The organism is Microbacterium sp. 1154, from assembly GCF_031455375.1.
Taxonomy (GTDB): domain Bacteria; phylum Actinomycetota; class Actinomycetes; order Actinomycetales; family Microbacteriaceae; genus Microbacterium.
The window spans coordinates 1,406,175-1,429,610 of record NZ_JAVDSN010000001.1 but is presented as its reverse complement, the minus strand read 5'-3'; the positions used below and the strand labels follow the sequence as shown (position 1 = coordinate 1,429,610).

The window sequence follows — 23,436 nt, the reverse complement described above, 5'->3', positions numbered from 1 at the left end:
GGGTCCGAGCATAGGGGTGAGGTCGCGCCCGCCCGTTCCGTCAGCGGCGGTGAGCGGCGATCTCGCGCGCAGCCCGGTCGAGGACGGCTGCCCGCGCATCGAACGAGTGCTCGTCGCGCACGCGGGCAGCGATGCGTCGAAGCCGTTCGGCGTCGGGGAAGAGGTCGTCGGCCGGGCCCGACAGCATCTCGACGAGATGATCGGTGTCGCGATACGTGACCACGGCTCCGTCGAAGAGCTCGTCGAGTCCCTCGACCGGCTCGGACACGAGGCGCCCCTCCACCGCGACGACGTCGAACGGGCGCAGGGTCATGAACCCTTCGCGCTGCATGTCGGGCCACTGGTCGTTCAGGACGATGGATGCCGTTTCGTAGCGCTCCGCGAGACGCTCGTGCGGGATGGACTTGGCGGCGATCGACGAGGCGGGCACGAAGTGCGCCCAGTCGGGCCCGTAGACACGCACGGGGATCCCGGCTTTCACGGGCTCGACCACGCTCGGGCGGGCCGCCCCGCGGGTCTTGCCGACGAAGACGATGTCCTCGTCGCGCGGCAGCCCGCGGGGGTGGAAGACATCGGTGTCGGTGCACGGGAGCAGCGTTTCGATCTCGAGGCCCCATCGACGCCCGGCCCGCTCCGCCCATCCGTGCGACGCGGCGAAGACGCGGTCGAACCCCGCCACCTCGTCGCGCGTGAGGCTGTCGGGGTGGCTGATGATCCACTCGAGGTTCACGCCGGTCGGTGTCGCCTCGAAAGCGTAGGGCCCGCGGATGGCGACGGAGACGTCGTCGACCGCGGTCGTCGAGCGCGCCCGCGCGTCGTAGGCGTCGACGACGACGGTGTGACCGAGTCGGCGCAGGGCGTTGGCGAGCCCCCGCGCGAAGTGGGCGTCGCCCCAGACCGCGCCCTGCTTGCCGGCCGGAGCGCACATCTTCACCGCCCAGCGCCGAGCGGCGGGGTGGGGTCTGATCCAGGAGAGGACCGGCTCGACGCGACCGTGCCCCGCCTCCACCCAGCGCTCGACGCGGAACCCCGCCCTCTCGAGCACGCTCTCCGCGCGCGACCGATCGCCTCCGCCGCGCCGGCGCGCCGGGCGATGCGGGACCCGCTGGGGGGCGAAGGCGAACGCCGGTTCGTCCAGTACCGGAGACACCCCCGGCAGCGCGCGAAGGGGCAGGTCGTCCCGTACCGTCCGCGAGATCGCGGACAGGGCGTCGGGTTCCGCGTCATCGACGTCGTCGAGAGCGCGCCGCAGCGCCGCAGAGGGCATCGCGAACGTGCGGCCGGAGAGAAGAGGGACGTCGACCGTTTCGGGCAGTCCCGTCAGATCGTCGCCCGGCAGGCCGGACAACAGGGCGTACGGTCTCGCACCGCCGACGTCGGCGGCCCCGACCGCGTCGATCGTGCCATCGGCCGCGCGATGGGCCGCGCACACGGCCGCTCCCGCGGACGCCTGCGAGATCAGCGCGTCGAGCTGCGAGTCGTCGAACTCCGCGCGGGGATCGAGAAAGACAACGGTGGATGCCGATACGTCCCGGACCGCCGCCGCGAGGACCGACCGCCAGCTCGTTCCCCGACGGTGACCGCTCACGCGCACCCCGGGCACGAGATCGGCGAGCAGAGCGGTCGACACCCACTGGCTGGCATCCACATCGACGAGAGGGACGAGGACGTCGCACTCGTCGGCGCGACGCGCGACCTGGACGAGCTTGCGCACGTAGCGCCGATCGTGCGCCTGGACGATGCGGACGAGAGCGGTGTCGCGGGACGGGGCGGTCTGACGTGTCCGCGTCGCTCGACGCCACCGGCGCGCGGCCGAGATCGCCCGGCGACGCACCTCGGCGACGGTCAGGGTCCACTCGTGTCCGGCCGCGCTCACCTGCAGCTGCTCGTTCGGCTTCGCCCACGCCGCTTCGAGCCCGGGGCCACCGCGCGCGGCACCGTAGGCCACCGCATCCCACCACGGGTGGATCGAGATGGTCTCGCGTTCGTTCACGAGGTACGCGTAGAGCGCGGGAACCCGCGTGACCTCGGGCAGTTCCCACCCGGCGACGACGTCGTCGAACAGCGGGTTCAGGCTCATGCCCCGGCGGAACCCCCGCGAGACGTAGTGGGCGATGGCGAGGGGGGCCGGCACCCGGCCCAGCCCCAGCTGCGCGGCGTAGTACTCGGTGTCGACGAGGGACGAGGCCGAGATGACGCGGTACCACCACAGGCGGTCGGCGGCGCGCACGATCGCACCGGCCCCACGGGCTTCGCGGAGGCGCCGGATCAGACCTCGAAGGCGCGAACGCTGCATGGCTCCATAGTAGGAGCCGCCGCTCGCATCACAGCTCCGCGTGCAGCGCCCACACCCGCTCGGCCGACGCTCTCCACGCGAAGCCCTTCGCGCGGTCGCCGGCCAGGACGCGCAGTCTCTCGGAGTCCTCCCCCAGGGCGCGAGCCAGGGCGGAGCCGAGCTCGTCGGCGGCGGCGAAGGCGGCGGCATCGGCGAGCACCTCGTGCAGGACCGGGGTGTCGACCGCGGCGAGGGGCACCCCCACCGCGAGGGCGTCGACCGCTCGCCAGGGCCAGTCGGCGCGGGGGCTGGCGGCCACGAAAGCCGCGGCGTGCGAGAGGACCGCTGCGCGATCCCAGCGGTCGAGGGAGCCACGGGCGTGGACGCGCGCCTCGGCGAGGCCGGCGGCGGCGGCGAGGTCGGCGACCGCCGGTTCTTCCCCCTCGGGAACGTCGAGGACGACGACGTCACCCTCCCATCCCGACGCGACCACGGCGGCGAAGGCGGTGCCGAGGGCGTCGGAGGCCGCGCTCCCACCGGCGGCGGCGACGAAGGTCGACGGCAGATCGAGGGCGCGCAGGCGCCCCACCGCATCCGACGGCACGCGCAGCCCCGCGGCGGGCGCCCCGCCGATGACACGGACCTTCTTCACAAGCTTCGACTTCGCGACCTCCGCGAGGCGCTCGGCCATCGCGTGGGTCGGCACGATCACCGCATCCGCGTGCTTGCCCACCCGGGACAGCAGCGCGCGAGCGGCGAGGACCTCGGCCTTGGGCAGTTCGTCCGGCGTCTCCCACGCACGCAGATCCCACAGCGTCACCACGATCTGGTGCGTCTCGTTCACGCGGTCGTGCCGCACCAGGGGTGCCAGCGGGGTCGGCGAGTGGATGAGTCCCTTGCCGATGCCGGGAGCCACCCCGAGCTGCCAGGATGCCGCGAGCTCGCGCCGTCGCATCGACAGACGCGTCTCGGAGCTGAGGCCGGCGGGAGCCTCGTCCTCGGAGATGCCCGGGGACGGCACGATGGCGCCGACGTCGCAGCCCCGCGGGGCGGTGGCGACGAGGGCGTCGGTGAGCGAGGCCGAGGCTTCGGCCAGGTCGCGGGAGGTCGGGGCGACGAGCTGGTCCAGCACGACGCGAAGGGTCACGGTCACGAGGAGGGCGCCTCCGTCTCGGTCGCCGGGTGCAGTTTGTCGTGCACCATCTGCTGGACCTGGGCGTAGTCCGGGTCGAACTCGTCGACACCGCCCGCCGGTGTCAGCTCCAGTGTTCCGACCGGCTGATCCTTCGCCTTCATGGCGAGGTTCACGAGGGTCGGGGCGATAAGGCTCTGCGGCAGATCCGTCTGCACGATGTTGGTGCCCGCGGTGGCGACGTCCTGGAAGTGTGTGAGCACGTTCTGCGGCGTCGTCTGCGCGAGGATCGCCTCTTGCAGCTCGCGCTGGCGACGCATGCGGTCGAAGTCGCTCGTGGTGTAGCGCGAGCGGGCGTACCACTGGGCGGTGTCGCCGTTCATGTGCTGCTGACCGGGCTCGACCCAGCCGAAGGCCCAGTCGTCGACGGGCTGGCCGTCGTAGGCGGGGCCGCCCTTGGGCAGGCGCTCCTTGACGTCGATGTCGACGCCGCCGAGCGCGTCGACGAGGTCGGCGAAACCCTTCATGTCGATCAGCACGTAGTACGGGATCTGGATGCCCATGATCCCCTCGGCGGCGTCCTTCGTCGCCTCGATGCCGGGCTCGGAGCCCTCGGACACCGCGTTCGGGTAGAGCTTGTTGCCGTCCTGACACACCTCGACCTCGGTGCGGAGCTGGTTAATGCCGCTCCCCCACCCGCAGGTCGCGTTCGCATGGCCGGTGTGCCCGTCCGGGTATTCGTCCTGCATGGGTCCCGGCGCGAACGGGAAGTGCGGCATGTCGCGTGGGATACCGGTGATGGTGGTGGCCCCGGTGTCGGCGTTGATCGAGACGACCGAGATGCTGTCGAAGCGCATCGAGTCGCGTCCCTCACCCGAGTCGGCACCGAGAAGGAGGATGTTGTAGTACCCGTCGGACGGCGGCACGACCGGCGCCGACTCGGCGAACAGCTCCGAGAACGCGTCGCGCGTCGTCCCCGCCGTCTGGGCCGCCCATGCCGCCCCCGAGCCGGAGAGAACGAGAAGGCCCACCGACAGGACGGCCATGGCGACGCGCGAGAACGGCCCGACCTTGACGAGTCGGACCAGGCGGAGCGTGTCGATGGTCAGCACGATCCAGAGCACGACGTAGCCGATGAGGACGATCTGCACGAGTGTCAGCGGCAGCGGCCGGAACCACGACAGGAAGTCGGGGATGAACGATCCGGTGGCCAGCGCGAACAGACCGCTGGGCATGAGCAGCGCGCCGAGCCCCGCGAGCACCAGGATCGTCCACATCGCCAGAGTCGCCCCGAGACCGAACCGCCCGAGCCGCCTGTTGCCGGCCAGCACCTGGGCGGATCCCGGCAGCAGGAAGTTCAGCGCCACGAGCCACCAGCCGCGGCGGGTCATGACGGGCAGCGAGGTGGCGTCGGGGTGACGCATCGGACGCTGTTCGACGACGTGCGCGCGTGCGCGAGGCCGAGCTGCCGCGAGCGTCACAGAGAGTCCTTCAGACGTCGGTTCTTCTCTTCGACCTGCGCCTCGAGGTCGCGCGCGTATGCTTCGACGCGCTCGGCCAGGTCGGCGTTGGCGCTCCCGAGGATCCGGGCCGCGAGAAGCCCCGCGTTCTTGGCCCCGTTGATCGAGACGGTGGCGACGGGAATCCCCGCGGGCATCTGCACGATCGACAGCAGCGAGTCGAGGCCGTCGAGCGTCGCCAGCTGCACGGGCACGCCGATGACGGGAAGAGCGGTGACGGATGCCAACATGCCCGGCAGGTGCGCGGCGCCCCCGGCCCCGGCGATGACGGCGCGCAGCCCGCGCCCGCGCGCCTCGCGGCCGTAGCGGACGAGCTTGTCGGGGGTGCGGTGGGCCGAGACCACCTCGACCTCGTGCGGGATACCGAACTCGGTCAGCACCTCGCTGGCGGCGCTCATCACGCGCCAGTCGGAGTCGGAGCCCATGACGACGCCGACCACGGGCGTCTCGGAAGAATGCAGCGGCCGGGTCACCGGTCCAGGGTAGGTCGACTCGCTGGAAGATCTCGGAACGGCGCGCTCACACGCCTCGCTCAGTCGAAGAACGCGGCCGCGGCGCGCCCCTCGTAGACGACGTCGTCGAGGTCGTCGCCGATGACGTTGACGTGCCCGACCTTGCGGCCCGGGCGCGGGGCCTTGCCGTAGGTGTGGATCTTCGCCGCGGGGTGGGCGGCCATCGCCGCGGCGAACCGCTCGTCGAGCGTGCCCTCGACAGGGCCCCCCAGGACGTTGATCATGACCGACCACGGGGCCACGGCATCCGTGGATCCCAGAGGCAGGTCGAGCACCGCGCGCAGGTGCTGCTCGAACTGGCTCGTGACCGCGCCGTCCTGCGTCCAGTGGCCGCTGTTGTGCGGCCTCATGGCGAGTTCGTTGATGAGGATGCGCTCATCGCTCGTCTCGAAGAGCTCGACGGCGAGCATCCCGGTGACGCCGAGCCCCTCGGCGACGGCGACGCCGATCTCGGCGGCCACGCGCTGCACGCGCGCGTCGGCGCGAGGAGCCGGGGCGACGACCTCGGCGCACACGCCGTCGCGCTGCACGGTCTCGACCACGGGGTAGGCGCGGACCTCGCCCGAGGGGCGCCGGGCCACCTGCTGGGCGAGTTCACGGGTGAAGTCGACGAGCTCCTCGACCAGCAGCGAACCGCCGTTGCCGTCCTCGGCCAGGGCGGCGAACCAGTCGTCGGCCTCGGTCGCGGCCGAGACCACCCGCACGCCCTTGCCGTCGTACCCGCCGCGCGGGGTCTTCACGACGGCACGACCGCCGTGAGCGTCGAGGAAGTCCTGCAGCTCGGATGCCGTCGAGACCGCCGCCCAGTCGGGCTGCGGGAGTCCGAGTTCGGCCATCTTCGCGCGCATGACCAGCTTGTCCTGCGCGACGCCGAGGGGCGCGGGCCCGGGGTGGACGGAGACACCCGCGTCGACCAGGGCGGCCAGCACGTCCTGCGGGACGTGCTCGTGGTCGAAGGTGATGACGTCGACGTCGCGCGCGAAGGCCAGCACCGTGTCGGCGTCGCGATAGTCGCCGACGGCGCTCGCGGCGAGCGCGGCCGACATGCCCTCGTCTTCCGCGAGCACGCGGATCTCGATCCCGAGCTCGACGGCGGGCGCGATCATCATCCGCGCCAGCTGTCCGCCACCGACCACTCCGACTCGCAGCGCCATGCCGCTCCTTCCGTCGGCATCCATTCTGTCGGGCCGCTCGCGAGGACGCGAGCCGGGTGCAGGGATGCCGCGACGTCGGGCACGCGAGGGGCTTCCGGCGTCCGGACGAGCCCGGATGCCGCTCAGACCCCGGGGACGGCTCCGGAACCGAAGGTCTGCGCGTCGCGATGGGCGAGGATCTGGTTGACCTCGACCTGGTCGACCAGCGTCTCGTGCACGAGGACCGCGTGCGGGATGTTCTTCAGACGCAGCACCGGCTCGACGCCGTTCGAGAGCGACAGGGTCCCGGCTCCCCACATCCGCTGCAGGATGCCGCGGCGCATCTGGATCGCGTACCCGCGGACGTGCGAGATCTCGCGGCGGTTCGCGCCAAACGGGCCCGAGCGTTCGATCACGCGCCGCGTGGTGATGGTCCAGGTGTGCGAGAGCCACACGAGGTACGGGATGACCACGAGCAAGAGCACGAGGACGCCCGCCGCAGTCAGCAGCATCCAGTTCTCGTACGGCGCGGGGAGGTTGTCGTAGAAGTACGCCGTGGCCCCGGCCACTCCGATCAGCACGAGGGCCGACCAGAACAGCCGCCGCGCGTGCGAGCGCAGACGCGCGATCCGCAGCTCGGGCGCGGCCGTCCCCGGTGCCGGCATGCGCGGGCGCCCGATCGAGTTCGACGGCTGGGTCACGGTCTCATTCTGCGAGACGCGAGCGCTCGCGGCCCGCCGCCACGCGGAGCGCCGCGCCGTCAGCGCACGTGGACGACATCGCCGGCCGAGACCACGGTCTCGATGGTGCCGGCGTCGACGACGAGGCGACCGTCGCGATCGAGACGTGCCGCGGTGCCCTGGAGCGTCGAGCCGTCGGGCAGGGCCACGGTGACCTCTCTGCCGACGGTGGCGCAGAGCTTCTCGATCTCGTGGTGGACGCGCTCGACGTCGTCGTGCACGAGACGGGCCAGGGTCTTGCCGAGGTCCTCGAGGTAGTCGGCGAGCAGCCGGTCGTCATCGCACTCCGCGCCGATCGCGGCGAACGAGGTCGCGGTCGTCACGGGCAGGTCGGCGCGGCTCATGCGCGTGTTGACGCCCGCCCCCACCACGACGGTGTCGGGCGCCCCGGGCACGACCTCGGCAAGGATGCCGCAGATCTTGCCTCCGTCGACGAGCACGTCGTTCGGCCACTTCAGCTCGACCGTCCCGCCGTGGCCCGTGAGCTGGGCGCGGACGGCGCGGGTCATGGCGGCTCCGGCCGCGAGCGGGATCCACCCGCGCTGCTCCGCCGGGATCATCGTCGCGTCGACGACCACCGAGACGGCGAGGGCCGTTCCGGCCGGGGCGGTCCAGGTGCGGTCGAGGCGCCCGCGCCCGGCGCGCTGGTCGTCGGTGACGAGCAGCGACAGGTGCGGCCACCCCGCGGGGTCGGCGGTGACCGCGGCGATCACGTCGGCGTTGGTGGAGTCGGTCGTCTCGACGACCTGGACGCGAGGGCTGTGGGCGGCGGCGTGCGGGTATCCGGCGGCGGGGATCGGCATGAGCACACCCTAGGGAACCGTCGGGCTCCCGGCATCCACTTGCGTTCTTCCGCTCGGGCGGACACGGCAGGGCCTGGACGGATGCCACAGCGCCTCGCGACTTCGCTTGTGTGCACCCTCCAACGCGGGCGGCGGTGCGGTCGCTAGGGTGGAAAGCGTGACCGACCAGCCCGATCTCTTCACCACCGCCGGCAAGATCGCGGACCTCCGCAACAGGTTCCAGGAGGCGGTCGTCGATGCCGAGACCGCCGCCCGCGACAAGCAGCACGCGAAGGGTAAGCTCACCGCCCGCGAGCGCCTCGAGATGCTGGTCGATCCCGGCTCCTTCGTCGAGCTCGACGAGTACGTGCGCCACCGCACCACCGCCTTCGGCATGGACAAGTCCCGCCCCTACGGCGACTCCGTCGTGACCGGCACGGGCACGATCCACGGCCGCACGGTCGCGGTCTACGCGCAGGACTTCTCGACCTTCGGCGGATCGCTCGGCGAGGTCGCCGGCGACAAGATCATCAAGGTGATGGAGCTGGCCCTGCGCAGCGGCATCCCGATCATCGGCATCCTGGACTCGGGCGGAGCCCGCATCCAAGAGGGTGTCGTCGCCCTCGGCAAGTACGGCGAGATCTTCCGGCTCAACACCGCCGCTTCGGGCGTCATCCCGCAGATCTCGATCATCATGGGCCCCGCCGCCGGCGGCGCGGTCTACTCCCCGGCCCTCACCGACTTCGTCATCATGGTCGACAAGACCAGCCAGATGTTCGTCACCGGCCCCGACGTGATCAAGACCGTCACCGGCGAAGACGTCGGCATGGAAGAGCTCGGCGGAGCCCACACCCACAACACCCGCTCGGGCGTCGCGCACTACCTCGCCGACGACGAGGACGACGCGATCGACTACGCGCGCGGCCTCATCAGCTACCTCCCCGACAACAACCTCGCCGAGATCCCCGTCTACGACACCCCCTTCGAGTTCGAGACGACGGATGCCGACCGCTCGCTCAACACGGTCATCCCCGACTCCCCGAACCAGCCGTACGACATCCACACCGTCATCGACGGGATCGTGGATGCGGCAGAGTTCCTCGAGGTGCAGCCGCTGTTCGCGCCGAACATCGTGATCGGCTTCGGCCGCATCGAGGGGCGCACGGTCGGCATCATCGCCAACCAGCCCTCGCAGATGGCGGGCACGCTGAACATCGACGCGGGCGAGAAGGCCAGCCGTTTCGTGCGCTTCTGCGACGCGTTCTCGGTGCCCATCGTCACCCTGGTCGACGTGCCCGGCTACCTCCCCGGCACCGACCAGGAATGGACCGGCGTCATCCGCCGCGGCGCGAAGTTGCTGTACGCCTACGCCGAGGCCACCGTTCCGCTGGTTACTGTGATCCTGCGCAAGGCCTACGGCGGCGCGTACATCGTCATGGGCTCCAAGCAGCTCGGTGCCGACATCAACCTCGCCTGGCCTACCGCCGAGATCGCCGTCATGGGCGGTCAGGGCGCGGTCAACATCCTGTACCGCGGCGAGATCAAGCGCGCCGAAGAAGCCGGCGAAGACGTCGCCGCCGTGCGCACGCGCCTCGCGAACGAGTACACGTACAACGTGGCATCCCCGTTCCTCGCGGCCGAGCGCGGCGAGCTCGACGGCATCATCGAGCCGGCGCAGACGCGCGTCTCGATCGCCAAGGCGCTGCGGGCCCTGCGCAACAAGCGCGCGAGCCTGCCCGCCAAGAAGCACGGGAACATCCCCCTGTGAGCGACGCCGACGCCGCCCGCGATCTTCCGCCCGTCGTGGCGGAGGTCGTGCGGGGCACTCCCACCGAAGAGGAGTTGGCCGCGGCGATCGTCGTGGTCAGCGAAACGTACGTGCGCGAGGTGGCCGACGCCACCGTCCCCGACCACGCTCCGCGCTCGCGCTGGGAGCTCTCGGCACGGGGTCTGCGGACCCCGCTGAACCGCACAGCGGGATGGCACGGCTTCACCGGCTGACATCCGCCCGAAATGTCCCCCGAAATACCTACAGACGTCCGCGGGCCGCTGCCGAATACTGGAGGAGCTGGAACGCATCACGCGTTCGGTCGGACCGCTCCTTAGAGCCGGATTCGACCGCGCGGACGGTTTTCGGGTAACCGTTCGCACGGGTGAGGGGCAGGCGCAACCGCCGCCCCTCACCCTCATCCTCTTCCCCCGCGGAGGGCATGGCAGCGTCGACGGACCCCCCTCACGTCGTCGCCGCCGGCCGCGCCCGCGCCGCCAGATCGACCGGTGGGTCGCCGACTAGGCCCGGCCGGTGGGCCGACCTCACGGACCGCGATCAGCGCGGACGACGGATCTCGCGCCAGAGGTCGACCTGATCGTCGTCGCCCCCGGCGCCGTCGCCGGCCGAACGACCCACGATCGTGACGGCGATCTCGTGGTGCGGCGACGTCCGGATGATCACGCGCTCCGACGACGCTTCGCGCAAGATCTCGGCCAGCTCCGCCCGGATGCCGTTCAGGTCGCCGGCTCCGAGCCCCTCGAGGCCGCCCTCGTCGAAGAGGCTGACCGCGGAGCCGCGGCGACGTGCGGAGTCGATCTCGGCGCGGACACCGTCGTCGAGGAGGCGGTTCCCCCGCAGTTCGTCGCGCAGGCTCGCCTCGGCCCGCCGGGCGGCCTGCTTGTCCGCGGCGCGGAGATTGCCGCCGTTTTCGATCGTGCGGGCGAGGATCGGCCCCGCCGTCTGCAGCGCCCGCTGGACGTGGAGGCGGCGCTCACGCTGACGACCGCTCTGCGAAGCCTGCCACGCGGATGCCGCCTGCTGGAGCTCGGCGAGGCGTTCGGCGTCGCGCGCCGCGCGGTCGAGCGCGATGGTGACGAGCTGCGCCGCCGTGACCCAGACGATCGAGCCCACGAGACCGAGGCTGAGCGCCTGCAGCGGTCCCAGCCACAACGACGTCGACACAGCGAGGATCAGCATGCCCACCCAGGCGACGATCGGGCGGCGCCGCACCATGACGATGGTCATGAGCGCACCGACGCCACCGATCACCCAGGTGACGAACGGCTGCGTGCGACCGGCCTCGGTCACGGCGAGGAACGGGGCGTTCGAGACGACCACCGCCACGAACAAGGCGAGGGCGACGTCCCACCCGGCGAGGTACGCCCGCGTCGCCGACGACGACTTCCCGCCCCTGTCGCGCGCGCCGATCGCGAAGATCCACAACCACGTCACGGGCAGGTAGATCACCAGGGCCGCGACGATCAGCCACCCGCGTACGACGCTCTCGGGCGAGGTCCAGATGAGACCGCGGGCGGCCAGGTAGGCGGTGAAGGCCAAGCCGATGACCGACAGGATGGAGCGGACGGTCACCAGCGGTCCCCGCTCTCCCACTCGAGAGCCACCGTGGTTCCGCCCGCGTGGGAGTCGATCTCGCTGCGACCGCCGACGGCCGCGAGGCGCGCATCGATCGAGCCGCGGATGCCGAGACGGTCGGCCGGGATCGAGGCGACGTCGAAACCGGGTCCGGTGTCGCGCACCCGCACCGAGACCCTCCCGGGCGAGGCGTGACCGGTCAACTGGACGGTGAGACCCTGCGCGTCGGCGTGCTGGACGGCGTTGGCGACCGCCTGCATCGCCGCGAGCACGAGCGCACGCGCGATGCGGCCCGGCACGTGCGGGGTGCCCTCGTCGATGTGGCGGAGGACGGTCAGATCGACGCCGAGGTCTCGAGCGGCCGCTTCGATGTCGTCGGCCAGACGCGGTGCCGACACGGGCTCGTCGCTGCCCTCGAGGGAGTCCTTCTCGGCGTTGGCCAGTCGGGTCAGCGCCTCGCGCGCCATGCTGACCGCGAGGGTGCGCTCGCGAGGAGTGCTCGCGCGGTCCGCCGCGAGCAGGGCGCCCAGCACACTGTCGTGCATGAGCGCGGCCACGGCCACGCGCTCGTGCTCGGTCGCGGCGGTCGCGGCCGCCGCGGCGTAGCTCGACACCGCCGAGGCACGGGCCTGATCCACGTTGGCGGCGATGGAGCGGTACATCCAGCCGAGGGTCACGAGCACGCTGCCCAGGATCAGAGCGAACGAGACGTCGAGCGCGATCGGGAGGACGAACTCCGTGCGGCCGCCGGCCTGGAGCAGGCGGACCACACCGAACAGCAGCGGAGCCGCGACCGTCCACACGATCTGCAGCCAAAGGGGGAACGCGACGACGGTCGCGACGGTGGCGACGTTGATGAGGTAGAAGATCCAGGGGTTCTCGGTCGGGACGGGTGTGGGCCCTCCGTCCGTGGCGATCGGCCAGAAGGCGAGAGCGAGCAGGAACACCACCGCGAAAATGCCCGAGAAGACCCGCGCGAACCGCCCCACGGTGCACGCCACGATCATGGCCACCAGGGGGACGAAGACGGACAGCACGAGGGGCATGTGCCATCCGGCGGCCTCGTCTCCGGGGCCGAAGGCGGCGACGAACGCCTGGAGTCCCAGCACGAGAGAGCCCGGACCCACGATGAGGGTGATGACGCGCTCGATGCGCGTCTGCGTGAAAGCCCCCTGCTCCGCCTGCCCCTCCCGCGTATGGGGGATGCGGCCCCATGCCTCGTCGAGGACGGACCGGTGGGTGTCAGCCATGGAGTGGAGCGTCATCGGGTGCGTCCTGCAGGATGCCGTCTTCCATGGCGCGCCGCAGCAGGTCGACCTTGGTCGGTGCCGGACGCCCCACCTCGACGTACTTCACGCGGACGCGGGTGATGTTCTCCTTGGCCGTGGAGTAGGCGACGCCCAGACGATCGGCCACGGCCTTCAACGGCAGCCCCGCGGCGTACAGGCGCAGGACCTCGCGCTCGCGGGCCGAGAGCTGCGCGTCGGCGAACTCGCGATCGCCTTCGACGGCGCTGGCCCACTCGACGTTGTCGAGCACCTCGCCGCGGGCGACGGTACTGATGGCGCCGAGCACCTCGTGCGTCGGCGACGACTTGCTGACGATCCCGGCGGCACCGGCGGCGAGCGCCTCGCGCACCGCGGCGGCGCGGTCGGCGACGCTGTGGATGATCACGCTCGACCCGTCGCGCACGACACGGTCGACGTTCTCCGAGACCGTCGTGCCGTCGCCGAGCGTCAGGTCGAGCACGACGACGTCGGCGGGAGTCGCCGCCGCCGCCTTGCGCCACGAGAGGTACAGGGCGACGTTCGCGCCCGAGAAGACGACCTCGGTGGTCTCGGTGCGCGCGAGAGCGGCCTCCAGCCCGAGTCGGACCGACTCGTGGTCATCGATCAGGGCGACGCGCGTCATCCCCACATCGTATCGGCGCGGGGGCCCGGTGCGCCGGAAGCGGTCTGACGGACCGGCGCGTCAGCGGCGCAGGACGGTCACGGCCTCGACGTGATGTGAGTTCGGGAAAACATCCACAGCCCGGATGCCGCGCTCCGCGCGATAACCCCGCTCGGCGAACGACGCCAGGTCGCGGGCGAGCGCGACCGGATCGCACGCGACGTAGACGATGGCCGATGGCGAGAGCGCGGCGATGCCCTCCACCGCCACCCGACCGGCGCCCGCACGCGGCGGGTCCAGCAGCACGACCCCGCGCGACAGCCGTTCGCGCTCGCGCTCGGAGGCGTGGGAGGAGAGGCGTTGCACGAAGCGATCGACCCGGGCCGTCTCGGCGCGCGCGCCCACCCACTCGGAGAGGTTCTCTCCGGCGTGCTCGGTCGCGCGGGGGTCCGACTCCACGCTGACGATGCGCGTGGACGCCCCGCCCAGCTCGCCGAGCGACGCGGCGAAGAGCCCGACCCCGCCATAGAGGTCGAGATGCGTCGCCTCGGGGTCGAGTTCGCCCACGGACGCGATCAGCTCCGCCTTCACCAGCGACGTCAGGGTGTGGGCGGCCAGTCGGTGCACCTGCCAGAAACCCCCGGCGTCGACGCGGAAGACGCGCTCGCCCACGACCTCTTCGACGACCTCGGGGGCGGCGCTCGAGCGTTCCCCGTCGGGCCGCGGCAGCACGCGGACGCGCCCGTCGGCCGGCTGGACGAGATCGATGCGCCCGGGACGCGCCCCCGCGCGCACCTCGGCGGCCGCCCGGGCGACGGCCTCGGTCGCGAGAGGCAGGTCGGGGGTTTCGACGACGTGGTGCGAGCGCGCAGCGTAGGCCCCGACGCGGCCCTCGTCGTCGACGTGCAGGCTCACGCGCGTGCGCCACCCGGTTCCGTCGACGCTCTCCAGGTGCTCCGCGTCTCCCGCGGGACGAAGATCGATCGGCAGCTCGAGGCGGCCCACGCGCTCCATCGCCTCGCGGACGACGCGCTCCTTCAGGGCGCGCTGGTGCGACAGCTCGATGTGGCCGAACTCGGCCCCGCCCACGCGCATCGCGGGGTCGACGTCGATGTCGGCCGCCCGCCAAACGTGCGGACGGCGCTCGGCAGCGGCATCCACGACCTCGACGGCCTCGGCACGCCAGAAGGCCTTCTTGCGCGTTTCCGTGAGTCGCGCGCGCACGCGCTCGCCCGGCAGCGTGTCCGAGACGAAGACGACGCGTCCCTCGTGCCGTCCGACGAACACACCGCCGTGGGCGATACCGGTGATGTCGAGTTCGATGAGGTCGCCGTCGTGCATGCTCCGAGCCTGTCACATGCGGCCGGGAGCGCCATGGGGGTCGCCGCCGGCGCAGAACCGCCGACGCCCGGGTGCGCGCGTCGGTAGCGTTGACGCATGCGCGTGTGTCTGGCATCCACATCTAACGCCCGTCTGATGCTCTTGCGGCAGGCGGGGATCGAACCCGAAGCGCGCGCACCGCGCGTCGACGAAGAGGCCGTGGTCGCCGAGGTCGAGGCGGCAGAGGGGCGCCGGCTCCCCGCGGCGGAGCACGTGCTGCTGCTCGCGCGGCGCAAGGCCCAGGACGTCGCACGCCGCCTGCACGCCGAGGAGCCCGACTTCGACGGCTTCGTCATCGGGGGCGACTCGATGTTCGCGCTCGGCGACGAGATCCTCGGCAAGCCCTACACTCCGGAGGCCGCGACCGCCCGCTGGCTCGACATGCGCGGCCGCACCGGCGTGCTGCACTCGGGCCACAGCGTGTTCCGCCTCTCCCCCGGCTGCGAGCTGCGCGAAGCGCACGCCGTGGCGGAGGCGTCGGTGACCTTCGCCGGCGACGTCGACGACGACGAGATCGCCGCCTACGTCGCCAGCGGCGAACCGCTGCTCGTCGCGGGGGCTTTCACCGTCGACAGCCTCGGCGGCGCCTTCATCGAACGTGTCGAGGGCGACCCCTCCACGGTGGTCGGGATGTCCCTGTCCACCATCCGCCGCCTGGTGCGGGAACTCGGCGGTTCGTGGACCGCACTGTGGAATCGTTCGTAGACTCCCCCACACGTTTCTCGGCGTTTCTTGTCGAGGGGGGTCAAAAACCGGGGGTGCCCCCTCGCTAGGCTGGGAGGATGCCGAAGATCGCCAAGGTCCTTGTCGCCAACCGCGGCGAGATCGCCGTCCGAGTCATCCGTGCCGCCCGCGATTCGGGAAAGGCGTCGGTCGCCGTCTACGCCGATCAGGACCGTGACGCCCTGCACACCCGCCTCGCCGACGAGGCGTACGCCCTCGACGGTGCGACCAGTGCCGACACCTACCTGTCGATCGAGAAGATCCTCTCGGTCGCGCGCCGCTCCGGCGCCGACGCCGTCCACCCCGGCTACGGCTTCCTCGCCGAGAACGCCGACTTCGCCCGCGCCGTGATCGGCGCCGGTCTCGTGTGGATCGGCCCCTCGCCGGATGCCATCGAGTCGCTCGGCGACAAGGTCACTGCGCGCCACGTCGCCGAGAAGGTCGGCGCACCGCTGGCCCCCGGCACCCCCGGCCCCGTCTCGGGTGCCGACGAGGTCATCGCCTTCGCCGAGCAGGTGGGCCTGCCGATCGCCATCAAGGCCGCGTACGGCGGCGGCGGACGCGGCCTCAAGGTCGCCCGCGAGCTCGACGAGGTCGCCGAGATGTTCGAGTCGGCCACCCGCGAAGCCGTCGCCGCCTTCGGGCGCGGCGAGTGCTTCGTCGAGAAGTACCTCGACAAGCCGCGTCACGTCGAGACCCAGTGCCTCGCGGATGCCGCGGGCAACGTCGTCGTCGTGTCGACCCGCGACTGCTCCCTGCAGCGTCGCCACCAGAAGCTCGTGGAGGAGGCCCCGGCCCCCTTCCTCAGCGACGAGCAGAACGCGGTGCTCTACTCGGCATCCAAGGCCATCCTGAAAGAGGTCGGCTACGTCGGTGCGGGCACCTGCGAGTTCCTCATCGGCGCCGACGGCACCATCTCGTTCCTCGAGGTCAACACGCGCCTCCAGGTCGAGCACCCCGTGTCCGAGGAGGTCACGGGCATCGACCTGGTGCGCGAGCAGTTCCGCATCGCCGAAGGCGAAGAACTCGGATACGACGATCCGGCGCCGACCGGCCACTCGATCGAGTTCCGCATCAACGGCGAGGACCCGGGTCGGAACTTCCTCCCCCAGCCCGGCCCGATCCACGTCTTCAAGACGTTCGGCGGCCCCGGCATCCGCCTCGACTCCGGTGTGACCGCCGGCGACAGCGTCTCGGGTGCCTTCGACTCGCTGCTGGCGAAGATCATCGTCACCGGTCGCGACCGTGCTGAAGCGCTCGAGCGCGCCCGCCGCGCCCTCGACGAGTTCGAGGTCGCGGGCATGCCGACCGTGCTGCCCTTCCACCGCAAGGTCGTGCGCGACCCCGCCTTCACCGCTGAGGACGGCTCGTTCGGCGTCTTCACGCGCTGGATCGAGACCGAGTTCGTCAACGACATCCCCGCGTGGGACGGCGAGCTCGAGGCGCCCGCCGCCGCCACCGGCCGCCACACGGTGGTCGTCGAGGTGGGCGGAAAGCGTCTCGAGGTCAGCCTGCCCGACCGCATCACGGCCGCGGCCCCCCAGGTGGGTCGCCCGGCCGCCGCTCCCCCGACGCGTCGCTCGCACGCGGCATCGCCCACCGCCGGCGCCACCGGCGATGCGGTCAAGTCGCCGATGCAGGCGACGATCGTCAAGGTCGCCGTCGAAGAGGGCCAGCAGGTCGTCAAGGGCGACCTGGTCGTCGTCCTCGAGGCGATGAAGATGGAGCAGCCCATCCAGGCGCACAAGGACGGCACGGTCGCGGGCATCGACGCCGCCCCCGGCACCACCGTCTCGGCCGGTCATCAGCTGCTGCTGATCAGCTGACGCCGGCGTCCCGTTCGACCGGCGCCGCGTTCCCTCGGGGGCGCGGCGCCGTCGTTCGTCACCGCTGGGGACGCTCCCCCTCACGCATAAACGCGGTGCACGCTCAGAAACGCGAGCACAACGCGTTTCCGCGCGCGAACAGCGTTTATGCACGAACGGCGTTTATGCGCGAACCCGGCACCCCACGGAACACCGAACCGGCAACGGATGCCGCACGCCCACGGCATCCGTCACGCTCAGGCCCCACCGAGACGCGCACACCCGCGCATAAACGCGATCAACACGCAGAAACGCGAGCACAACGCGTTTACGCGCGCGAACAGCGTTTATACGCGGACGACGTTTCCGCGCGAACTCGGCCGGCCACGGAACACCGAACCGGCGACGGATGCCGCACGCCCACGGCATCCGTCACGCTCAGGCCCCACCGAGACGCGCACACCCGTGCATAAACGCGATCCACGCGCAGAAACGCGAGCACAACGCGTTTACGCGCGCGAACAGCGTTTATACGCGGACGACGTTTCCGCGCGAACTCGGCCGGCCACGGGACACCGAACCGGCGACGGATGCCGCACGCCCACGGCATCCGTCACGCTCAGGCCCCACCGAGACGCGCACACCCGCGCATAAACGCGATCCACGCGCAGAAACGCGAGCACAACGCGTTTACGCGCGCGAACAGCGTTTACGCCGAAGAAGCGGTTGTACGCGAACGGCGTTCACGCACGGGCACGCGCCGCACCCCACCCCGCCGAACAGCGACGGATGCCGCGGAGCCGCGGCATCCGCGATGCTCAGTCCTCGCCGGGATCGTCGCGGTCGACGATGTGCATGGCACGCGCCGCGTCGGTGATGCTCGACGTGAGCGAGGGGTACACCGCGAACACGCGCGCGACCTGGTCGACCGTGAGGCGGCGCTCGACGGCGATCGCGATCGGGTAGATCAACTCCGACGCCTTGGGGCCGACGATCACGCCACCCATGACGGTGCCGCTGCCCTCGCGGGCGATGAGCTTGACGAAACCGTCCGTGATGCCCTGCATCTTCGCCCGCGGGTTCGCCGACAGCGGGAGCTTGCGCACCTTGCCCGCGATACGGCCCTCGATGACGTCCTGCTCGCTGAAGCCGACCGTGGCGATCTCGGGCGCTGTGAAGATGTTGGCCGTGATGCGGCGGGTCTCGAGCGGGATGACGATGTCGCCCAGAGCGTGGAAGATCGCCTGACGCCCCTGCATCGAGGCGACGGATGCCAAGGGGTAGAAGTTCGTGCAGTCGCCGGCCGCGTAGATGTTGGGCACCGAGGTGCGCGCGACGCGGTTGACGCGGATGTGGCCCGAGGGGGTCATCTGCACGCCCGCCTGCTCGAGACCGAGGCCGGCGGTGTTGGGGATGGAGCCGACCGCCATGAGGCAGTGGCTGCCGGTGATGGTCCGGCCGTCGGCGAGGGTCACGACGACCTCGTCGCCCGTGTTCACGACCGAATCGGCCCGTGCCTTCGACAGCAGCGTCATTCCGCCGCGCTGGAAGACGCGTTCGAGGACGGCCGCGGCATCCTGATCCTCCCCGGGGAGAACCTGGTCTCGGCTGGAGATGAGCGTGACCTTGGCGCCGAGGTTCATATAGGCCGAGGCGAACTCGGCGCCGGTGACACCCGAACCGACCACGATGAGGTGCGAGGGCACCGACTTCATGTTGTACAGCTGCGTCCACGTGAGGATGCGCTCGCCATCGGGCTGCGCCGAGGGCAGCTCGCGGGGCGAGGCGCCGACCGAGACGACGAGGGTCTCGGCCTCGATGCGATCGAAGTCGGTGCCGCCGGCCTCGGTGGAGACGACGACGGCGCCGTTACCGTCGAGCCGGCCATGACCCGCGATGATGCGCACCCCGGCCTCGAGGAGCGACGACCGCATGTCGTCGGACTGCTGACGCGCGAGGGACAGCAGGCGCTGGTTGACGGCGGCGAGATTGATCGCGACCTCGGGGGTCAGCGGCTTGCCCCGGTCGTCCTTGGCGAACAGCTGAACGCCGAGGCTGCTGGCGTTGCGGATGGCGACGGCCGCATCGGCCGTGGCGATGAGGGTCTTCGAGGGCACGACGTCGGTGATGACGGCGGAACCGCCCACGCCGGCGCGCTCGACGAGCGTAACGTCGGCTCCGAGCTGAGCCGCCGAGAGGGCGGCCTCGTACCCGCCGGGGCCGCCGCCGACGATCGCGACGGACTGCTTGCGCTCGAAGCTCTGCACCATGGCATCCATTCTGTCAGCGCTGGGCACCCGCCGATGCGCCACCCAGGCTCGCACGGCACGATGGACACGGCCGTGTGCCGTCTGGCCCGCGGGCCCCGCAGTTTCTAGAGTGGGGGAATGTCCAACAGCACTTCTCACCCGCTCGATGACCCGGCGGTCGACCCGTTCGAGGTCGCCACGGCCGCAGCGGCCGACATCGCCCGCCTCTCGGGCGTCGAGCACCACGACATCGCCGTGACCCTCGGGTCGGGCTGGGGCCGCGCCGCCGAACTCATCGGCGACGAGACGGCGTCGTTCCCGGCCACCGAGGTCACCGGCTTCAGCAAGCCCGCTCTTGAGGGGCACGTCGGCACGCTGCGCAGCGTGCGCACCCCGGGCGGCAAGAACGTCCTCGTCATCGGCGCGCGCACGCACTACTACGAGGGCCACGGGGTCCGACGCGTCGTGCACAGCGTGCGGACCGCCGCGGCGACGGGCGCGACCACGATGATCCTCACGAACGGCGCCGGCGGCATCCGCGAGACGTGGAAGCCCGGACAGCCCGTGCTCATCAGCGACCACATCAACCTCACCGCCGACTCCCCGCTCGAGGGTGCGACCTTCATCGATCTCACCGACCTCTACTCGAAGCGCCTGCGCGCGATCGCCCGCGAGATCGACCCCACTCTCGACGAGGGCGTCTACACGCAGTTCCGCGGGCCCCACTACGAGACCCCCGCCGAGGTGCAGATGGCCAAGGCGATCGGCGGCCACATCGTCGGCATGTCGACGGCTCTCGAGGCCATCGCCGCACGCCAGGCGGGCATGGAGATCCTGGGCTTCTCGCTCATCACGAACCTCGCCGCCGGCATCCAGCAGACTCCGCTCAGCCACGAAGAGGTGCTCGAGGCCGGCCGCGACGCCGAGCCCGTCATCTCGGCCCTGCTCGCCCGCGTGATCGGCGCACTGTGAGTCACCTCGACGCCGCACGGGCCTGGCTCGCCCAGGATCCGGATGCCGTGACCCGCGACGAGCTCACCTCGCTGCTCGCACGTGTCGAGGAGGGCGACCCGGCGGCCGCGGCCGACCTGGAGGACCGCTTCTCGACGCGCCTGGCGTTCGGCACCGCGGGCCTGCGCGGAACGCTCGGCGCGGGCCCCAACCGCATGAACCGGGTGCTGGTGGCGCAGGCGGCGGCGGGCTTCGCGGCGTACCTGCTCGAACGCTCCTCGGGCGCGGCGCCGACCGTCGTGGTCGGCTACGACGGGCGCCGCAACTCCGACGTGTTCGCGCGCGACTCGGTCGAGATCTTCGCGGGAGCCGGGCTCAACGCGATCCTGCTCCCGCGCCTGCTGCCGACGCCCGTGCTCGCCTTCGCGGTGCGCCACCTGGGCGCCGACGCCGGCGTCATGGTGACCGCGAGCCACAACCCGCCCGACGACAACGGCTACAAGGTCTACCTCGGCGGTGCCGACCAGGGCGCGCAGATCGTCTCACCGGCGGACGCCGAGATCGCCGCCCACATCCAGCGCATCGCCGACGAGGGCAACATCACCACGCTCCCCCGGTCGGTGGGGTACGCCAACGCCCCGGAGTCGGTCGTCGAGGCGTACGTGGCCGCTACCGCCGCCGTCGCGCCCGCGCCCGCGGGGGTCGAGGGACTGAACTGGGTGTACACCGCCATGCACGGCGTGGGCTGGGAGACCGTCTCGCGCGTGCTGGCCGAGGCCGGATACCCGCAGCCCACCGTGGTCGAGGCCCAGATCCACCCCGACGGGCGCTTCCCCACCGTGGCCTTCCCCAACCCGGAAGAGCCGGGCGCGATGGACCTGTCGTTCGAGACGGCGCGCGCGGTCGACGCCGAACTGGTCATCGCGAACGACCCGGATGCCGACCGCCTCGCCGTCGCGATCCCCGACGCCGACACCGAGGGCGGGTGGCGCCGGTTGACCGGTAACGAGATCGGCCTGTTGCTGGGGTGGCGCGCAGCGCGTGCCGCGGCCACGGGACTCCGCGAAGACGCCCCCGACGGGACCGCCGGCCCTGCCGGAGACGCCGGGGCGCCGGCATCCCTCGCCTGCTCCCTGGTGTCGTCGCCCGGGCTGCAGGCCGTCGCGGAGCACTACGGTCTCGACTTCCATTCCACCCTCACGGGGTTCAAGTGGATCTCGCGCGCGCCGGGAATGGTGTTCGGCTTCGAGGAGGCCCTGGGCTACCTCGTGAACCCCGGCACCGTGCGCGACAAGGACGGGATCTCGGCCGCGGTCGCGCTGCTCGAGATGGCCGCCCAGGCACGGGGCCAGGGCCGCACGGTCGGCGACCTGCTGCAGGAATTCCGCGAGACGTTCGGCGCGTTCGCCAGCGACCAGATCTCGGTGCGCGTGAGCGACGTGAGCGAGATCGCCGGGATCATGGCATCCCTCCGCGCCCAGCCGCCCGCCGCCGTCGGCGAGATCGCGGTGTCGCGCATCGACGACCTGCTGCTCGGGGTCGACGGGTTCCCGCCCGGAGACGTACTGCGCCTGTGGCTCGACGACGGCTCGCGCCTGATCGTGCGGCCGAGCGGCACCGAGCCCAAGCTCAAGCTGTACCTCGACGTGCGCGGTTCGTCGGCGAAGAAGGCGCGTCGGCGGCTCGAGGCGCTGCGCGCCGGGGCCGAGGAGCTGTTGGCGGCGGTGCGTCGCTGAGTTTGTGCCCGTTCGTCCTGGTTTGGGGCGAATGATTCCGTTCGGGGCGCGTAATGGCGCGCCCCGAACGGAAATCGCCGCCCCAAACTTCGCGCTTCTGGGTAGGCACGGGTTCTCCCCCGCCTGTCGCATCGCTCGGCTGTGCACAGGAGGGCTGGACGGCACGAATTCCGCGAGCGGATTCGGGCACGGTGGGGCACATGAATGCCGCGCTCTCAACGCCGTTGTGGAAACGTGCGGACCTCATGCGCCGCGGGGTCGACCGTCACCGCCTCGACACCCTCCTCCGCGAGGGGACGCTGGCGCGCCTGCGCCCGGCGGTGTACGTGCGATCCGCCGATGTCCGGTCGCTCACGCCGGAGGAACGTATCGTTCTGCACGCGAGAGCCCTCGCGTTGGTCAGCGCCGACGCACCCCTGTTCTCGCATCAGACCGCGGCCGCGCTCCATGGGTTGCCGCTGTATCGGCCCGATACGGAACGGGTCCACCTCATACTGGACGACCGTCGCCGCGGAGCAGTTGCGCGGGCCGTTCGACATCGCGGCGACGTCGACCCGCAGGAGGTCGAAAACCGCGGGGGGCTGCGCCTGACCGGTTTGGTCCGGACGATGGCTGACATCGCCCGGACGTGCGATTTCGCCACCGCGGTCTGCACCCTCGACGGCGCCCTCCACCGCGTCGCGGTCACTGCCACCGGCACGTACGATGCGGACGCAGCGAGAAAAGTGACCGCCGCGACGCTCGACGCCTCTCGCCGCGCCGCACACGGTCGGGCGCGGGCGGCGAGGGCCCTCGCCTTCGCCGACGGCCGCGCGCAGCTGCCCGGCGAGAGCATCAGCCGCGTGCGCATCGCCGAACTGGGACTGCGTCCGCCCCGGCTGCAGGTCGGCGTTCCGGCGCCCTCCGGCGGGGTGTACTACATCGACTTCGGCCTGGATGACGTGAGGATCTGGGCGAGTTCGACGGGCGCGGGAAGTACACGGATCCCGCCCTACGATCCGGGCGCTCAGCGGAGCAGGTCCTCCTGGCCGAGAAGCAGCGCGAGGATTGGATCCGAGGCACGACCGGACGCCCGGTCATCCGCTGGGGGTGGTCAGACCTGGTGGATGCGGATGCCCTGGCGCGGCGCTTCGCCGCCTTCCATGTGCGCATGCCCCCGCGGTGCCCCGGGCCCAGACGCAGCAAATGGGGCGCGCGGTTCCGTTCGGGGCGCGGAATGCGGAGCCCCAAACGGAAGCGAACGC

19 protein-coding genes are annotated in these 23,436 nt (G+C 71.5%); 6 read left to right on the top strand and 13 right to left on the bottom strand.

All coding sequences use genetic code 11. The annotated features are described in order from the left end of the window. Nucleotides 1–40: 40 nt before the first annotated feature. The 7 genes from J2X55_RS06565 to J2X55_RS06535 all read right to left on the bottom strand — a co-directional run bounded on the left by J2X55_RS06565 (nucleotide 41) and on the right by J2X55_RS06535 (nucleotide 8,115). Complete coding sequence (locus J2X55_RS06565) at nucleotides 41–2,296, bottom strand: glycosyltransferase (protein ID WP_309822498.1); 2,256 nt, start codon at nucleotides 2,294–2,296, stop codon at nucleotides 41–43. A gap of 28 nt (nucleotides 2,297–2,324) precedes the next feature. Continuing rightward, complete coding sequence (locus J2X55_RS06560; RefSeq protein ID WP_309822496.1) at nucleotides 2,325–3,428, bottom strand: glycosyl transferase; 1,104 nt, start codon at nucleotides 3,426–3,428, stop codon at nucleotides 2,325–2,327. Beyond that, complete coding sequence (locus J2X55_RS06555) at nucleotides 3,425–4,831, bottom strand: LCP family protein (RefSeq protein ID WP_309822494.1); 1,407 nt, start codon at nucleotides 4,829–4,831, stop codon at nucleotides 3,425–3,427. Before J2X55_RS06555 ends, J2X55_RS06560 begins: the two co-directional genes overlap by 4 nt. A gap of 53 nt (nucleotides 4,832–4,884) precedes the next feature. Further along, nucleotides 4,885–5,352 (bottom strand): 5-(carboxyamino)imidazole ribonucleotide mutase, encoded by a 468-nt coding sequence (purE, locus tag J2X55_RS06550; protein ID WP_309823017.1) that lies wholly within the window; start codon nucleotides 5,350–5,352, stop codon nucleotides 4,885–4,887. Nucleotides 5,353–5,459: 107 nt separating this feature from the next. Then, nucleotides 5,460–6,593, bottom strand: coding sequence for a 5-(carboxyamino)imidazole ribonucleotide synthase (locus J2X55_RS06545; RefSeq protein WP_309822492.1), 1,134 nt, complete (start codon nucleotides 6,591–6,593; stop codon nucleotides 5,460–5,462). 122 nt (nucleotides 6,594–6,715) lie between these two features. After that, nucleotides 6,716–7,237, bottom strand: a complete 522-nt coding sequence (locus tag J2X55_RS06540; RefSeq protein WP_181906418.1) for a PH domain-containing protein — start codon at nucleotides 7,235–7,237, stop codon at nucleotides 6,716–6,718. 95 nt (nucleotides 7,238–7,332) lie between these two features. Then, a complete protein-coding gene (locus J2X55_RS06535; protein ID WP_309822491.1) occupies nucleotides 7,333–8,115 on the bottom strand; it encodes a biotin--[acetyl-CoA-carboxylase] ligase in 783 nt (260 codons plus the stop codon). A gap of 157 nt (nucleotides 8,116–8,272) precedes the next feature. On the opposite strand from J2X55_RS06535, the gene J2X55_RS06530 reads away from it, so the two are divergent. Continuing rightward, nucleotides 8,273–9,862, top strand: a complete 1,590-nt coding sequence (locus J2X55_RS06530; protein ID WP_396653245.1) for an acyl-CoA carboxylase subunit beta — start codon at nucleotides 8,273–8,275, stop codon at nucleotides 9,860–9,862. Further along, nucleotides 9,859–10,095, top strand: a complete 237-nt coding sequence (locus J2X55_RS06525; RefSeq protein ID WP_309822488.1) for an acyl-CoA carboxylase epsilon subunit — start codon at nucleotides 9,859–9,861, stop codon at nucleotides 10,093–10,095. The genes J2X55_RS06530 and J2X55_RS06525 overlap by 4 nt, the downstream gene beginning before the upstream one ends. 325 nt (nucleotides 10,096–10,420) lie before the next feature. Here the strand turns inward: J2X55_RS06525 and J2X55_RS06520 are convergent, their stop codons facing one another. The 4 genes from J2X55_RS06520 to J2X55_RS06505 are packed head-to-tail and all read right to left on the bottom strand — an operon-like array spanning nucleotide 10,421 to nucleotide 14,689. Beyond that, on the bottom strand, nucleotides 10,421–11,455 hold the full coding sequence (locus tag J2X55_RS06520; protein WP_115917287.1) for a hypothetical protein: 1,035 nt from the start codon (nucleotides 11,453–11,455) through the stop codon (nucleotides 10,421–10,423). Further along, on the bottom strand, nucleotides 11,452–12,708 hold the full coding sequence (locus J2X55_RS06515) for an ATP-binding protein (RefSeq protein ID WP_181906334.1): 1,257 nt from the start codon (nucleotides 12,706–12,708) through the stop codon (nucleotides 11,452–11,454). The genes J2X55_RS06520 and J2X55_RS06515 overlap by 4 nt, the downstream gene beginning before the upstream one ends. Next, the gene (locus J2X55_RS06510) at nucleotides 12,701–13,369 is read right to left on the bottom strand and encodes a response regulator transcription factor (RefSeq protein ID WP_115915687.1); all 669 of its coding nucleotides are present in this window, start codon (nucleotides 13,367–13,369) and stop codon (nucleotides 12,701–12,703) included. Before J2X55_RS06510 ends, J2X55_RS06515 begins: the two co-directional genes overlap by 8 nt. 60 nt (nucleotides 13,370–13,429) lie before the next feature. Then, nucleotides 13,430–14,689, bottom strand: coding sequence for a TRAM domain-containing protein (locus tag J2X55_RS06505; RefSeq protein ID WP_309822485.1), 1,260 nt, complete (start codon nucleotides 14,687–14,689; stop codon nucleotides 13,430–13,432). 96 nt (nucleotides 14,690–14,785) lie between these two features. On the opposite strand from J2X55_RS06505, the gene J2X55_RS06500 reads away from it, so the two are divergent. Together J2X55_RS06500 and J2X55_RS06495 are read left to right on the top strand one after the other, a co-directional pair. Next, nucleotides 14,786–15,433 (top strand): Maf family protein, encoded by a 648-nt coding sequence (locus J2X55_RS06500; protein WP_309822483.1) that lies wholly within the window; start codon nucleotides 14,786–14,788, stop codon nucleotides 15,431–15,433. A gap of 77 nt (nucleotides 15,434–15,510) precedes the next feature. Then, nucleotides 15,511–17,277, top strand: coding sequence for a biotin carboxylase N-terminal domain-containing protein (locus J2X55_RS06495; protein WP_309822481.1), 1,767 nt, complete (start codon nucleotides 15,511–15,513; stop codon nucleotides 17,275–17,277). A 797-nt stretch (nucleotides 17,278–18,074) separates the two neighbouring features. On the opposite strand, the gene J2X55_RS06490 is transcribed toward J2X55_RS06495, so the two are convergent. Further along, nucleotides 18,075–19,535: an NAD(P)H-quinone dehydrogenase gene (locus tag J2X55_RS06490; RefSeq protein WP_181906419.1), complete on the bottom strand. Its 1,461-nt coding sequence runs from the start codon at nucleotides 19,533–19,535 to the stop codon at nucleotides 18,075–18,077. 108 nt (nucleotides 19,536–19,643) lie between these two features. On the opposite strand from J2X55_RS06490, the gene J2X55_RS06485 reads away from it, so the two are divergent. Next, nucleotides 19,644–20,477, top strand: a complete 834-nt coding sequence (locus J2X55_RS06485) for a purine-nucleoside phosphorylase (protein WP_309822480.1) — start codon at nucleotides 19,644–19,646, stop codon at nucleotides 20,475–20,477. Continuing rightward, nucleotides 20,474–22,192, top strand: a complete 1,719-nt coding sequence (locus J2X55_RS06480) for a phospho-sugar mutase (protein ID WP_309822479.1) — start codon at nucleotides 20,474–20,476, stop codon at nucleotides 22,190–22,192. The genes J2X55_RS06485 and J2X55_RS06480 overlap by 4 nt, the downstream gene beginning before the upstream one ends. Before the next feature lie 215 nt (nucleotides 22,193–22,407). Here J2X55_RS06480 and J2X55_RS06475 read toward each other — a convergent pair whose 3' ends face one another. Further along, nucleotides 22,408–22,866 (bottom strand): hypothetical protein, encoded by a 459-nt coding sequence (locus tag J2X55_RS06475; RefSeq protein WP_309822477.1) that lies wholly within the window; start codon nucleotides 22,864–22,866, stop codon nucleotides 22,408–22,410. Nucleotides 22,867–23,436 lie beyond the last annotated feature (570 nt).

Excerpts from the sequence above, each read along its gene's own strand:
- J2X55_RS06565 (WP_309822498.1), bottom strand. The coding sequence starts at position 2,296 with ATGCAGCGTTCGCGCCTTCGAGGTCTGATCCGGCGCCTCCGCGAAGCC.
- J2X55_RS06555 (WP_309822494.1), bottom strand. The coding sequence starts at position 4,831 with ATGCGTCACCCCGACGCCACCTCGCTGCCCGTCATGACCCGCCGCGGC.
- purE (WP_309823017.1), bottom strand. The coding sequence starts at position 5,352 with ATGGGCTCCGACTCCGACTGGCGCGTGATGAGCGCCGCCAGCGAGGTG.
- J2X55_RS06545 (WP_309822492.1), bottom strand. The coding sequence starts at position 6,593 with ATGGCGCTGCGAGTCGGAGTGGTCGGTGGCGGACAGCTGGCGCGGATG.
- J2X55_RS06540 (WP_181906418.1), bottom strand. The coding sequence starts at position 7,237 with ATGCCGGCACCGGGGACGGCCGCGCCCGAGCTGCGGATCGCGCGTCTG.
- J2X55_RS06535 (WP_309822491.1), bottom strand. The coding sequence starts at position 8,115 with ATGCCGATCCCCGCCGCCGGATACCCGCACGCCGCCGCCCACAGCCCT.
- J2X55_RS06515 (WP_181906334.1), bottom strand. The coding sequence starts at position 12,708 with ATGGCTGACACCCACCGGTCCGTCCTCGACGAGGCATGGGGCCGCATC.
- J2X55_RS06510 (WP_115915687.1), bottom strand. The coding sequence starts at position 13,369 with ATGACGCGCGTCGCCCTGATCGATGACCACGAGTCGGTCCGACTCGGG.
- J2X55_RS06505 (WP_309822485.1), bottom strand. The coding sequence starts at position 14,689 with ATGCACGACGGCGACCTCATCGAACTCGACATCACCGGTATCGCCCAC.
- J2X55_RS06500 (WP_309822483.1), top strand. The coding sequence starts at position 14,786 with ATGCGCGTGTGTCTGGCATCCACATCTAACGCCCGTCTGATGCTCTTG.
- J2X55_RS06495 (WP_309822481.1), top strand. The coding sequence starts at position 15,511 with ATGCCGAAGATCGCCAAGGTCCTTGTCGCCAACCGCGGCGAGATCGCC.
- J2X55_RS06490 (WP_181906419.1), bottom strand. The coding sequence starts at position 19,535 with ATGGATGCCATGGTGCAGAGCTTCGAGCGCAAGCAGTCCGTCGCGATC.
- J2X55_RS06485 (WP_309822480.1), top strand. The coding sequence starts at position 19,644 with ATGTCCAACAGCACTTCTCACCCGCTCGATGACCCGGCGGTCGACCCG.